The sequence below is a fragment of the Paenibacillus sp. FSL K6-1230 genome (genome assembly GCF_038002385.1).
Classification (GTDB): domain Bacteria; phylum Bacillota; class Bacilli; order Paenibacillales; family Paenibacillaceae; genus Paenibacillus; species Paenibacillus massiliensis.
In genome coordinates this window covers 5,196,237-5,209,684 of the sequence record NZ_JBBOCK010000001.1, presented here as the reverse complement: position 1 = coordinate 5,209,684, position 13,448 = coordinate 5,196,237, and the positions used below count along the sequence as shown (strand labels likewise).

The 13,448-nt window shown below is 47.9% G+C and carries 14 protein-coding genes; 13 read left to right on the top strand and 1 reads right to left on the bottom strand.

Translation table 11 applies throughout. The annotated features are described in order from the left end of the window. Positions 1 to 359: 359 nt before the first annotated feature. From MKX74_RS23030 to MKX74_RS22990, 9 genes are all read left to right on the top strand, one after another. Entirely contained in the window at positions 360 to 671 is a 312-nt protein-coding gene (locus MKX74_RS23030) for a LiaF transmembrane domain-containing protein (RefSeq protein ID WP_025676927.1), read from the top strand. A gap of 24 nt (positions 672 to 695) precedes the next feature. Next, on the top strand, positions 696 to 1,367 hold the full coding sequence (locus tag MKX74_RS23025; protein WP_025676926.1) for a PspA/IM30 family protein: 672 nt from the start codon (positions 696 to 698) through the stop codon (positions 1,365 to 1,367). A gap of 7 nt (positions 1,368 to 1,374) precedes the next feature. Further along, entirely contained in the window at positions 1,375 to 1,812 is a 438-nt protein-coding gene (locus tag MKX74_RS23020) for a PspC domain-containing protein (protein ID WP_341179961.1), read from the top strand. Between the two features lie 2 nt (positions 1,813 to 1,814). After that, positions 1,815 to 2,513, top strand: coding sequence for a PspA/IM30 family protein (locus tag MKX74_RS23015; RefSeq protein WP_018885683.1), 699 nt, complete (start codon positions 1,815 to 1,817; stop codon positions 2,511 to 2,513). Positions 2,514 to 2,661: 148 nt separating this feature from the next. Then, positions 2,662 to 3,309 (top strand): cell wall-active antibiotics response protein LiaF, encoded by a 648-nt coding sequence (gene liaF, locus MKX74_RS23010; RefSeq protein ID WP_341179960.1) that lies wholly within the window; start codon positions 2,662 to 2,664, stop codon positions 3,307 to 3,309. 17 nt (positions 3,310 to 3,326) lie between these two features. Beyond that, positions 3,327 to 4,394 (top strand): sensor histidine kinase, encoded by a 1,068-nt coding sequence (locus MKX74_RS23005; RefSeq protein ID WP_018885681.1) that lies wholly within the window; start codon positions 3,327 to 3,329, stop codon positions 4,392 to 4,394. Beyond that, on the top strand, positions 4,384 to 5,040 hold the full coding sequence (locus MKX74_RS23000; protein WP_018885680.1) for a response regulator: 657 nt from the start codon (positions 4,384 to 4,386) through the stop codon (positions 5,038 to 5,040). The genes MKX74_RS23005 and MKX74_RS23000 overlap by 11 nt, the downstream gene beginning before the upstream one ends. A 162-nt stretch (positions 5,041 to 5,202) precedes the next feature. Further along, the gene (gene zwf / locus MKX74_RS22995) at positions 5,203 to 6,750 is read left to right on the top strand and encodes a glucose-6-phosphate dehydrogenase (protein WP_018885679.1); all 1,548 of its coding nucleotides are present in this window, start codon (positions 5,203 to 5,205) and stop codon (positions 6,748 to 6,750) included. Positions 6,751 to 7,176: 426 nt separating this feature from the next. Further along, positions 7,177 to 8,760 (top strand): peptide chain release factor 3, encoded by a 1,584-nt coding sequence (locus MKX74_RS22990; RefSeq protein ID WP_341179959.1) that lies wholly within the window; start codon positions 7,177 to 7,179, stop codon positions 8,758 to 8,760. 188 nt (positions 8,761 to 8,948) lie between these two features. Here MKX74_RS22990 and MKX74_RS22985 read toward each other — a convergent pair whose 3' ends face one another. Further along, positions 8,949 to 9,182, bottom strand: coding sequence for a small acid-soluble spore protein SspI (locus MKX74_RS22985; protein ID WP_025676912.1), 234 nt, complete (start codon positions 9,180 to 9,182; stop codon positions 8,949 to 8,951). 131 nt (positions 9,183 to 9,313) lie between these two features. On the opposite strand from MKX74_RS22985, the gene MKX74_RS22980 reads away from it, so the two are divergent. From MKX74_RS22980 to MKX74_RS22965, 4 genes are all read left to right on the top strand, one after another. Then, on the top strand, positions 9,314 to 9,976 hold the full coding sequence (locus tag MKX74_RS22980; protein ID WP_025676910.1) for a potassium channel family protein: 663 nt from the start codon (positions 9,314 to 9,316) through the stop codon (positions 9,974 to 9,976). 243 nt (positions 9,977 to 10,219) lie between these two features. Next, entirely contained in the window at positions 10,220 to 11,008 is a 789-nt protein-coding gene (locus MKX74_RS22975) for a TrmH family RNA methyltransferase (protein ID WP_341179958.1), read from the top strand. Positions 11,009 to 11,265: 257 nt separating this feature from the next. Then, positions 11,266 to 11,520: a hypothetical protein gene (locus tag MKX74_RS22970; protein WP_341179957.1), complete on the top strand. Its 255-nt coding sequence runs from the start codon at positions 11,266 to 11,268 to the stop codon at positions 11,518 to 11,520. Between the two features lie 225 nt (positions 11,521 to 11,745). After that, a complete protein-coding gene (locus MKX74_RS22965) occupies positions 11,746 to 13,245 on the top strand; it encodes an alpha/beta hydrolase family protein (protein ID WP_341179956.1) in 1,500 nt (499 codons plus the stop codon). The last annotated feature ends 203 nt before the right edge of the window (positions 13,246 to 13,448 follow it).

Genomic DNA, 13,448 nt, shown 5'->3' with positions numbered 1-13,448 from the left:
ATATTCTAGATGAAGAATTACATCTATTAAAGCATATTTCATTCCTGCTTCAAAGGAAGATTCTCGCATCGGCAAGCTATGAGAGCACCGGATGTATTCCATTCTTGGACTTGATGAATCCCCCATTTATGCCAGCTTGAATAGTGGTGTTCTGCACCAGCCAGGCCGTGTACCGTCTGAAGTCCTGCGCGATCCCCGACCTGAGTCTAGGTTCAAAAACCGTCCACGGTCCGTTTTGAAAAATCGAAATTTTCTCTAGAATAAGGACATAAGGTTGAGACATACACAAGCAACCGGAACTGAACCCGTATCGTAAAGATACAATAAGGATGCATATCAAGAAAGGCGGTGATAAAGCAATGAGATGGAATAAAGGAAATAGTCTGGCGATTATACTGATTGTCGTAGGTTCCCTGATGTTGCTGAGCAGCTTCACCCCTGTGTTTGGACATCTGGTAAGAGAATTGATGGGATATCTAATCCCAGTAGCGATGGTTGCACTTGGCTACTACGGCGTGAAGAGAGGCAATACCGTAGCAGGTTGGATAATTCTGATCATCGGTCTGTTGATTCTACTCGGCAAGCTGTCCTGGTTGATCGGGCCGCTGCTCGCAATCGCATTGATCTTCTTTGGAATTAACATGTTGAAGAATCGGCGCAGACATTACTGAGCCCAGTGAAAGGAGCATATGAGAATGAGTGTATTTCGTCGAATGCGGGACATTACGGTAGCTACCTTGAATGAAAATCTGGAGCAGAGCCAAGATCCCGTCCGTATGATCGATCAATTTCTATATAATACTCGCAAGGATATTGAGCAGGCTGAGCGCTTGCATCAGCAATATGCAGGCCATACCCGGCAAATGAAGCAGCAGATGGATCAGGCTGTGACGATGAAGCTCAAGCGAGAGGAGCAAGCCATGCTCGCTATCAAGGCAGAGGAGGAGCATGTAGCTAAGCTGGCCCTGCAGGAGAAGATTCTCTATGAAGAGAAGGCTGAGCAATACAGTGAGCTGTGGGAACAAAGCCGTGAATCACTTCGCGAATTGGAGCTGCAGCTGGAGGAGCTTCGCTCGGAATATCAGGCTGTATACAGCAAGCGCCAATATTATGTAGCACGGATGCAGACATTGAACCTGCAGCGGCAAATGAACGAACGGGCCAGTACATATGGCGGACGCAACGTACCGCGTATGTTCGACCGATTGGCTGACCGAATTGCGGATATGGAAGCTGAGACGTATTCCTTACGAGACCTTAGACGCTCAGACAATGCTTATTCGCAGGATGGACTCCGGCAGCCTTCGGTTCTGGAGCAGGAGCTCGCCCGACTGAAAGATAAACTGGGCAAGCAAGGAAAGGAGTAGAACGGGTATGAGTAAGTTGTACAGATCCACAACGGATCGAATGATTACCGGTATTGCCGGTGGATTATCTAACGTATTCGGTATTGATTCCACATGGATTCGGATCTTGCTGGTGATCAGCATTTTCCTGACAAGCGGTCTTACGATTCTGATCTACTTGATCGCTGCTATGGTCATTCCGAAGGAACCCTACGGTCCGTATAACGGACTTGGCGGGATGAACTACCAGCAAGGGCCTAATTATAACCAGGGTGGATATAACGGTGGAGGATACGGACAATCCAATTCTTTTCACAAGCCGCCCCAATCCAACCAGCCGCCTTATTCTCAAGGAGGCAACCCGGATCTGGATTCGATGATGGAGGATATAGAGAAGAAGGCTATGAAGAAGGAAATAGAAGAACTGCGCAAAAAATTATCCAGCTACGAGAAGGGAGAACGTTAATTATGGGAATCTTTAAAAGAATGAAGGATATGACTAGAGCATCTGTGAATGATATTTTGGATAAAGTAGAAGACCCAATCGTTATGTTGAACCAATACCTGCGTGATATGGAATCTGAAATTCATGAGGCAGAAGTTACAGTAGCGAAGCAAATGGCTAGTGAGCGTCGCATGAAGCAGCGTCTGGAGGAAGCGGACAGAATGGCAGCTGAGCGTGAGCGCCAGGCTGAAGCAGCACTGCGTAATGGCCAGGAGGATGTAGCCCGCAAGCTGCTTGAGGAGAAGATCTACTTCAACCAAAAGCAGGATGAATTCCGCGAATTGCATCATCAGGCAGAAGAGCAAGTCAAAGACCTTGTACAGCAACTGCATGATATGAAGGACGAATTCTACAAAATGCGCAACAAGCGCAACGAGCTTGTATCCCGTGCCCAAATGGCTAATGCCAAGAAGCAAATGAACTCCATCAGCAGTGTTCACTCCATTGAGAGCGGAAGTGCTTCGCTCGGATTCCATCGCATGGAAGAGAAAATCATGCAGATGGAGGCGGAAGCAGATGTGATGCGTGCCCCATATCGTTCGAATGGTACGTACACCAACCCTGCTGAAGCAGAGCGTAATTTCAAGGTAGATGAGCAATTGGAGCAGCTGAGAAGCAAGCTGAACAAAACAGAGCAGCCTAAGACTGATTCCAAGGAATAACTATTCAGATCCACGTGCACTATGATATGCTGAAGCGAATGGGCCTAAGGCATTGAATGGAGAGAAGCCATGCGGGGCAGGTCGCCTCGTAATGGCTTTTCTGTTGCAAGAGACCAAGGGATACTACGAGATGAACAGGAGGTGCGGCATGCTTACACGAAATCGAATGATGGTGATTACTGTCATGGTCATTGGGATTCTACTACTTACAGGTCGTTGGATGGGCTTCTTCACGATTGTCGCACTCTTGCTCATCTTGCTTGGTCTATATAAGCTGCACAAGGGAAAGAACAAGAAGGGCTATACCTTTATGGCTGTCGGCGGCGGTCTGATTGTATTGGATAATCTGCTGCTGGTATTCGGCTTGATTGCTATTTCGTTAGGAGTATACTATTGGCGTAGTCGCAAGTTGCATCCTCAAGGGACAGCACTGTTCAAGCAGAACTTCATGTCCAACTACCGCTGGGATGAGATTCCTTGGACCTTGCAGGATACGAGCGTGTGGCATGTTATTGGTGAAATGAAGGCAGACTTGTCTCTGGCACTGCCAGAGGAGCGGGATACGGTCTTCTTCACACAAGGAGTGCTAGGGGATGTGGAGTTCAGGATTCCAGAATACTATGGTGTAGAGATTGAGGCCTTCGTTATGTTTGGACAGATTCAGCTTGGAAGAGATCGGGATGCAGGGGCGCTCAATCGCGTATCCTGGAGATCACCCAACTATGATACATGTGAATTCAAAGTCAAGGTCATCGTGTCTTATGTTGTAGGCGATGTCCGCATTCATTTCATATAATACAGGAGGGGCCTATAATGAACGATCATAAAACATCGAACATGATTACTCGCAGTATGGGCGAAGGCATCCTCCTGTGTGTATTTTTAGGATCAGCCCTGCTATATATGCTGTATACATATGGTTATTTGGATTTATCTACGACTTGGCGGGATCTGCTGAACCTCGCAGCTGCAATGCTTCTGCCCCTGATTGGGATCGGGGCCTGCTATGGCTTCTACCAGAGCTATCGAGTGAAGCGGAAGCTGGAGATGATGCGAGAGACACTGCTCATGTGGGAGAAGGGGAGTCCCTCCCGCGAGCTGCCGGAGCTAGGACGGGATGAGATCGGCAGACTAGGAGAGCAATTAGGGCGGATTGCCCGTAAATGGGAGGAGCAGGTATCCTCGCTGCAGCGTTTATCTACAAATAATGCCCAATTGGCTGAGCAGGCAAGAGTATCAGCTATCGTAGAAGAGAGACAGCGTCTGGCACGTGAGCTGCATGATGCCGTCTCTCAGCAGCTATTCGCAATATCAATGACGGCTACAGCTGTAGGGCGGACATTAGACAAGGATTTTGACAAGGCCAAGCGTCAGGTCGCGTTGATTGAGGAGATGTCGGCCGTAGCACAGTCTGAAATGCGTGCATTGCTGCTGCATTTGCGACCTGTGTATCTGGAGGGCAAGCATCTAGAGCAAGGACTCAGGGAGCTTGTGAAGGAATTGGAGCTCAAGGTGCCCATGGAGATCGACTTTGAGATGGATAGCAGCATCCGGCTGGTCAAGGGCGTCGAGAATCATTTGTTCCGTATTATACAGGAGGCTATGTCCAACACACTGCGGCATGCCAAGGCTACGCGCATGGAGATACGCATTCAAGAGCGGGATGACGCTATACGGGTCATGATCCGGGACAATGGTGTTGGGTTCGAGCTGGATGAGCGCAAGCAGGCTTCATATGGATTGTCCACCATGCAGGAACGGATTAGCGAGGTAGGAGGGGCCATCCAATTCGTGACGGCACCTGGCAAAGGAACGCGGATTGAGATGACTGTGCCAGTGATGAATGAAGAGATTAAGGGAGGGAATGAGCATGTCCAATGAAGATGAACATCCGATTCAGGTATTGCTAGTGGATGACCACGAGATGGTCCGGATCGGGCTGGCCGCTGTACTTGGGACTGAGGACGGTATCGAGGTTGTTGGCGAAGCTGGCAGTGGTGAGGAAGGAATCCGTCTGGCGGAGGAGTATAAACCTGACGTCATCCTGATGGATCTGGTTATGGATGGAATGGACGGCATTGAGACGACGCGACGGGTACTCCAGATCCTACCCCAGTGCAAGGTGATCGTGCTGACGAGCTATCTGGATGATGAGAAAATGTATCCTGTCATTGAAGCTGGTGCCTTCAGCTATCTGCTCAAGACCTCCCGTGCTGGAGAGATCGCTGACGCGATTCGTGCGGCATCCCGTGGACAGTCTGTACTGGAGTCCCAGGTAGCTTCCAAAATGATGGATCGTTTCCGTCAGCCTCAGGAGGCTGCTCCGGCGCATGCTGATCTTACCGAGCGAGAGATGGAAGTGCTACGATTGCTTGCGCAGGGAAAATCCAATCAGGATATTGCGGATGATCTGATCATCGGTGTGAAGACCGTTAAGTTCCACATTACGAATCTGCTGTCCAAATTAGGTGTGGAGGATCGGACACAGGCAGCCATTTATGCATACAAGAATGGTCTGGCGGAATGATAATAAGATGAGGCGAAAAACCGGAGGCATGGTGGTCTGCGGTTTTTTTCATTCCATAAACAATTCTTATAGCTCACAAGATAGCATGAAGAATGTGGAATATGCTACACTGTAGCCAATTACATTTCACAATACTTTAACAAGAAAAGGAAAGAATAAGCCATGGCTGATAACCTAAGAGAAGATACGATGCAAACACCAGGCGCGGTATTTTTTATTTTTGGGGCAACGGGAGATCTGGCTCGTCGCAAATTGTTTCCTGCTATATATAGTCTATACCGGGAGGGCAAGCTGGCAGAGGATTTTGCCGTTGTTGGCGTAGCACGCCGTCCCCGCAGTCCCGAGGAGTTCCGCAATGACCTCTACGAGTCCATTCAGGAGTTCTGCCGCTACAAGGCTAATCATGATGAACAGTGGCAGCAATTCGCCGAGCATTTTGAATATAAGTCGCTGGATATTAACAATGTTGATGGCTTCCGCGAGCTGCGTGAGCAGACGGAACGGCTGGAATCGAAGTTCGGTATTCCCGGCAATCGGCTCTTCTACCTGGCATTGGCCCCAGAACTCTTTGGCAGTGTGTCGAACAGTCTTCAGCAAGGTGGCATGCTAGATGGGAACGGCTGGAATCGTCTGGTTATCGAGAAGCCGTTCGGCTATAACCTCGAATCTGCTCGTAAGCTGAACGAAGAGATCCGCCAGGTATTTGAGGAAGAGGAGATCTATCGAATTGATCATTACCTCGGGAAAGAAATGGTTCAGAACATTGAGGTAATCCGGTTCGGTAACGCATTCTTCGAGCCACTTTGGAATAATAAGCACATCGCTAATATACAGATCACACTAGGGGAGACGGTTGGCGTCGAGGAGCGTGGTGGCTACTACGACCATTCCGGTGCTCTGCGTGATATGGGACAGAACCATATGCTGCAGATGTTGACCATGATTGCTATGGAGCCACCAAGCCGCCTTCTGCCCGAGGATATTCGGGACGAGAAGGTGAAGGTGCTGCGCTCGCTGCGTCCCTTCGAATCGGCGGACGATGTGCGAAGCAACGTCGTGCGCGGGCAATACACGGAGGGGACGCACCGCGGTCAGCAACTGAAGGGGTACCGTCAGGAAGATAAAGTCGATCCGGAATCCTCAACCGAGACGTATTTTGCAGCAAAAGTGTTCGTTGATAATTTCCGCTGGGCAGGCGTGCCCTTTTACCTGCGTACAGGCAAGCGTCTACCTGTCAAGACCACGGAGGTTGTCGTTGAGTTCAAGAGCACGCCAAACAAGGTCTATCTGGGTCAAAAATATAATCTGGAGCCCAACCTGCTCGTCATTCGAGTGAATCCGATGGAGGGCATCTACATCAAAATCAATGCCAAGAAGCCAGGCTCGGAATCCGAGATTGAGCCGCTTGCTATGGATTTCTGCCAAAGCTGCATGATCGGTATCAATTCTCCTGAGGCATATGAGCGTCTGCTGCATGATGCGGCTGAAGGAGACTCGACCTACTTCACTCGTTGGGATGAGGTGGCGACAGCCTGGTCCTATGTGGACCGCATAGCACAGGCATGGCAGGAGACACCAGACAGCCTGGAGCAATATCCAGCAGGCTCGTGGGGGCCTGAAGCAGCGGACGAATTGCTCCGCAAGGACGGCTATCACTGGTGGCCTGTGAACGGTCAGGACGAAGACCGGGTCGTATGGCGCATGAGCTAGTCTAAGACAGGCACCATTAGCATCCAAGGTGCATAAGGTATTGCAGGTCTCTCGGGAGCGAGGGTACTTTCCATCATCCTCATACGTTATAAACGTGTGGGGATGATTTGCGTTCGTTAGAGGATGATTTGTGTGGCAAATATGGTATAATAACTAGGATTTGCTTAAGTCCGTTATATATAATGAAATGAAGAAAGTGGATATAGTTCAGTGTGGTAAAAAAGTCTGGATAAAGTGAGGCGTCATCCCTTGTGAGTTGATTTCTACTTTTTTATAAAGTGTATCAATATAGAAGTTTTGCGAAAAAGCCGGATTAAGTGATAATACACAGCTTCCTTTTTGCCATGTAAAGCTCAGCGCCGAAAGGACATTCGTGCACAAATCAATGAAATGTAATTGTATTCATGTGATGAAGGGAATAGTGAAATGAGTAAAACAAGCGAACAAGTACTGCAACAGGAAGTCGACAAACGACGGACCTTTGCCATTATCTCTCACCCGGATGCGGGGAAGACGACGCTCACGGAGAAGCTTCTCCTGTTCGGCGGCGCGATTCGTGAGGCAGGTTCCGTCAAGGCACGCAAAGCCAGCAAGCATGCAACGAGTGACTGGATGGAGATCGAGAAGCAACGGGGGATCTCTGTAACCTCCTCCGTGATGCAATTCGACTATAACGGGCACCGGATTAACATTTTGGACACGCCAGGTCACCAGGACTTCAGTGAGGACACATATCGGACACTGACGGCCGCGGATAGTGCAGTCATGTTGATTGACGTTGCCAAGGGTGTGGAGGCTCAGACGATCAAGCTATTCCAGGTATGTGCCAAGCGCGGGATTCCCATCTTCACCTTCATCAACAAGCTAGACCGCGAAGGACGTAGTCCCTTCGATCTGATGGAGGAGCTGGAGCAGGTATTGGGTATTCGCTCGGTGCCGATGAACTGGCCTATTGGCATGGGACGTGAGCTATGCGGCGTATATGATCGTACATTGAACCAGGTTGAGCTATTCCAGGGTGACGATCATTCCAAGATCAAGGTAGAGAAGGTTGAGGGCTATAACGATCCTGTGATCCGCGAAATGGCTGGAGAGTTCCATCATGACCAGCTCTGCCAGGACCTTGAGCTGCTGGACATCGCGGGCGACCAATTTGATATGGAGAAGGTACAGCGCGGTGAGCTGACACCGGTCTTCTTTGGCAGTGCCATCAATAATTTCGGCGTACAGACCTTCCTGGAGAACTTCCTGAATCTCGCACCGAAGCCGGAGCCACGTCGCAGTACAGCTGGCTTGATCGAGCCGACGAATGAGAAATTCAGTGGGTATGTCTTCAAAATTCAGGCGAATATGAACCCAGCCCACCGGGATCGTGTAGCATTCCTGCGAATCGTGTCTGGGGTGTTCCAGCGCGGGATGAGCGTGAAGCATGTCCGCGCGGGCAAGGAAATCAAGCTCTCGCAGCCACAGCAATTCCTGGCACAGGACCGTGATATTGTACAGGAGGCCTATCCTGGGGATATTATCGGACTCTTCGATCCAGGCATCTTCCGTATTGGAGATTCGCTTAGCCAGGGCAGTGAGGTTGTCTTCGATGAGCTGCCGACGTTCTCGCCAGAGATTTTTGCGAAGGTGACGGTCAAGAACGCACTTAAGCATAAGCAATATCAGAAGGGAATCGACCAACTGACCGAGGAGGGCACGATCCAGGTGTTCAACACGGTAAGCTTCGATGATACCATTCTGGGCGTAGTAGGACAGCTGCAATTTGAGGTGTTCGAATATCGAATGAAGGGCGAATATGGTGTGGATGTACAGCTACAACGCATGCCGTTCCAATTTGCTCGCTGGATTGTGGATGATCAGATTGATCCAAGTAAATTCCGTATCAATTCTACGCTAGTGAAGGATAAAAAGGGGAATTACGTTGTGCTGTTCGAGAATGAATATGCTATGCGTACTGCAATGGAGAAAAATCCGAATGCGAAGTTCCTAGAGACGGCCCCTTAAGCTATCCGTGAATGTGTACGTAATATGAGTGCTCAGTTCTACATGAATTCTCGAATACGATATAATCTGATTGCAATAAGATACCATATATACACTTGAGGCCTGTTTAAAGTCCAAGTAGAACAAGCCGGCTGACTGTCTTATGACAGTGCCGGCTTGTTTGTGTACTGTGAGCCACCAATCAGGAATCAGGATAGCTTGGGAGGCTGAACTCCCTGCAAATGATGATGCAGAATCTGCACCAGCTCCTGGCGCTGAGACGGGTTGATGTCCTTCCAGATCATCTCGAACACAGCACCAAGGCCGGGTAGGGCAGCCTCCGGACCATCCACCGATCCCTCAATCATCTCGGTCAGGCCTTGCTCTGATTCACCATGCACTTTGTGAACGATAGCTTGTCGCAAATCGAGTGTAATGGGCATTGTGATCCTCCTGATAGGTTAGATTCAAGTACCTTATCCTAGTGTGGCCTGCCAGAAGGGATGGTATGCAAATAAGGAATCCAGGTATGCTATACTTAGGAATAGTATGAATTCGGGAGGCCAAGCGACAAATGGCAAAAAAACAATATGCGATTATCGGCATGGGGCGATTCGGCTCTAGCGTCGCATACGCGTTAAGCGAGATGGGCTACGATGTACTAGCGATCGATGCCAATGAACAGCGAATACAGGAGGTCTCCGAAATGGTGACCCATGCCGTATCGGCAGATTCAACGGATGAGGAAGCCTTGCGGGCGCTGGGTATTCGTAATTTTGATGTCGTCGTGGTGGCGATTGGTGAGGATATTCAGGCCAGTATATTGACGACACTGATACTGAAGGATATGGGTGTACCCGTACTCCTGGTCAAAGCGAAGAATGAACTGCATGGCAAGGTGCTGCAAAAAATTGGTGCGGACAAAGTAATCTATCCGGAACGGGACATGGGACTACGGGTAGCTCATCATCTGACCTCGCCGAACATTCTGGACTATATTGAGCTGTCTGAAGACTACAGTATATTCGAGATGCAGGCTCCGCGTTTCATGATTGGCAGGAATCTGAAGGAGCTGGATATCCGGGCCAGGTATGGTTGTAATGTTCTGGGTATTCGGCGTGAGAAGGAGATGAATATCTCTCCGCATCCAGAGGACCTGATTCAGACAGGAGATGTGCTGATTATTGTCGGGCACAAAAATGATCTTGTCCGACTGGAGCAGGCGTTTCCTGAGTAGACGAACAGGGTACCAACTGAAGATTGGGTATGAAGATACTTTTATGAATGAATTTTCATTGGTGAAGGTGCAGAGACATGGTACATAAATATACATGGATATGATTGTATAGCTGTATGCTCATGTAACTGCATAAATATACAGTTGGTAAGATGCTAGGTGGCAGGGTAGAATCCCCGTTAGTGTCTTGAGCAAAATATCGTAGTGTAGACATTATGAGTATAAAAGGATTGTGGTCAAGATATGGATATTATTTCGCCTAGCAACTCCCGGGTCAAAGGCTGGGCCCAGTTGCTGGACAAGAAGCATCGCAGCAAGCAAGGCAAGTATCTGATCGAGGGCATACATCTTGTGATGGAAGCCCTGCAGGCAAATGCGGATATTGAATGTGTAGCGTACGATATGGAACGCGGTATCCCAAGGGAATTGTCAGAATTAAGATCATTGCCCGATGCTCCGGAATGGATTGCGGTATCGGCAGCCGTGATTGCCAAATGTACAGATGCCAAGACACCACAGCCAGTATTTGCAGTTGTTCGCAAAGAGACTACGACTGTGGGCAGATTGTGGGAGAAGCCGAACAGTATCGTCATCGTACTGGATGGGGTGCAGGACCCGGGGAATGTAGGGACGATTATTCGTAGTGCAGATGCAGCAGGTGCGGCAGGGGTTGTCCTGGGGCAAGGCTGTGCTGATCTGTACAATCCCAAGACGATCCGCTCAACGATGGGCTCGATGTTCCATATCCCGGTCGTGGAAGGGGAGCTGACGGAGCTGCTGTCTGAAGCCAAACGCCACGGGGCACAGATCATCTCTACAGCACTGGATGCCACACATTCGTGCTACACGTATGATTTTCGCGGTCCGGTCTGGATGCTCATTGGTAGTGAGGGGCAAGGGGTATCTGCGGAGGCTACGGCTCTCGTCGATGAGTCTATTCGAATCCCGATGGTCGGTCAGGCAGAATCGCTGAATGCGGCTATGGCAGCCACGATCGTACTCTTTGAGGCGATGAGGCAGAGGAATTTTTGAACAATAATAATTTCTGTCCAAGTGTCAGTTATAACGTAATTCTGGACAAATTATAAGATAAATCTGGATAGATTATAACGTAAATCTGGACTGAGAAAACCTTTGCGTAGCAAGGGTTTTTTCGTTTTTTTTGCACAAATCAGTTATAACAAAAGAATTCATAAATGTACATTTTTTATACTTATTTTTTTATAACATCAGTTTGGACAAACCATCATCAGTTCAAGTGAATTATACATATGTAGGTACGAATTTTTATGGGCGGAGGCACTCCAGTCAATCAAACAGAAGGTGTATATGATGTAGCTGGCAGAGGGCAAGCCAATGTGGGTTTGGCGTCTACAGGTAAAGATCGAGAATCAATTTTAATGGACAAAACCCAAATGCTTAATTTTGATGGCTTCAATTCTACGAGAATTTATTTAAAGAGTGCCGCAAACATTGAGCCCCTTGTGAACATCACACATTTTGATTGTCCGATGCACCTTGTAGAAGAGAGTCTGGAGAAATAGAAAATTTATACCTTCTATGAGCGATTGTGCGAAGTGATCTTTAAGAGGCTGGTACAATACTGGATTACATTCAATGAAATTAATTTGGTTAACGTAACTGATACATTTTGGATTCCAAAACCGTCTTTATACTAAAGCAGCGAAAGGAGTAAAGGGCTTAGGTTAACCTGACAGGATAAAAATGGAACGAACGAAAATGGAAATTTATACAAAAGGAGAATTTAGATGAGGTCGTTTGAACTGTTGTTTTTTTTATCAAACATCACCTTGTTTACATTGACAATAATGTTAAATATAGGACGTCGTAGAATTCCAGTATTCGTTGCAAGTGGGATCGCCACACTTTTACTGGTCATTCATTGGACGGTGGAAGGATACAGAGTTCAGCTATTTTTCCCATATTGCATTACGATCGTTTTTTTAACCATTTCAGGTTATAGCTATTTTAAAAAAAACGGTCCTAAAAAAATCCCACGATTCATATTGGGTTCAGCTTATACCGCTATAGCGATAATGCTGATCGTAACAGCGGGTCTCATGTATGCTTTTCCTGTATTTAAACTACCTGAACCGACAGGCGAATTTAAGGTAGGAACGCAAACTTTTCATTTCGTGGATACAAATAGGAAAGAGATTTTCGACGAAGCTAGAGATGGAAAGAGAGAATTGATGGTTCAGGTATGGTATCCGGCTCAAACTGGCACTGGCAAGTATGCTTCCTTTGTTCCCAATACCCAGATTTTGCATTATATGGCCGCGGACTATGGCCTTCCCGGGTTTACTTTTCAACACTTAAAGTTCGTATCCAGTCATTCTTATTCGGGGGCCGAAGTCTCTTCGGCACAGAATTCATATCCTCTGATCCTTGCGAATCCCGGCAACGGCTCTTCGAGGTTCCTCCACACATCGCAAGCCGAAAATCTCGCAAGTCACGGATATATCGTGGCAGTGATCGACCACACCTACAATACTTTTGCAACCGAGTTTCCGGACGGGCGAATCACGACCAGCACAACTAACGACTTATTCTCGCCTGATCATGATTACCGGACGAGTAGAGGAAATCGCGACAAGTTGGGAAAAGTTTTAACCGGCGATGCCACGTTTACGCTGGACCAGTTCGAGCTCATCCAATCGGGGCAGATTCCAAGTCATCTAAAAGGGAGGATTGATCTCGGTCATGTCGGGGTGTTCGGTCATTCCATCGGCGGAGCGACGGCCTATGACACTTCTTACGATCCGCGAATCGCGGTTGGAATAGACCTTGATGGAGGACTTTATCGACTGCACGACAGAGAGGGTCTGCGTAAGCCGTTTTTGTTCATCAACTCGGAAAGCTATTTCGAAAAATTAAAAATGGTGATGGATAACCGAGTCTACACAGATGCAGAGCTTAACCGTATGGGTTCAACAAGAGAGTGGGAGGAACAAGTAATGGAAGATAAAAAGTTGGAGCTTGAACGGATGCGCGAAACGGTTGACGAAGGGGGACAAATCCTCTATATCGAAAATACGGAGCATTTGAATTTTGCCGACGTACAGTTCATTTCTCCGATTTTCAAAATGCTGGGCATTACGGGAAAGATTGCACCTGAAAGAGCGAACTCCGTTATCAATGCCTACATGTTGGATTTTTTTGATATGTATCTGAAAAATCAAGGCGGAATCTTATTGAAAGGACCAGATAGCCGCTTTCCGGAGGTGAAATTCGTAACCTCGCGATAAATTACGGAGCAAGCTACCGATGTTGTGTCGCGGGACAAGAACACTGTTCCAATCAAAGTTGCTCTATTTTAGTGGCTTTTTTGCTTTAGGAAACCAAGTTCTTGTCCTAACCAGAGGATTAGAACTTGGTTTCATTTCCGATTAGATTATTATCTAAAAAGTTGCGTGGTGGAAAATCATATCGTGTGACAAAAGTACATTAA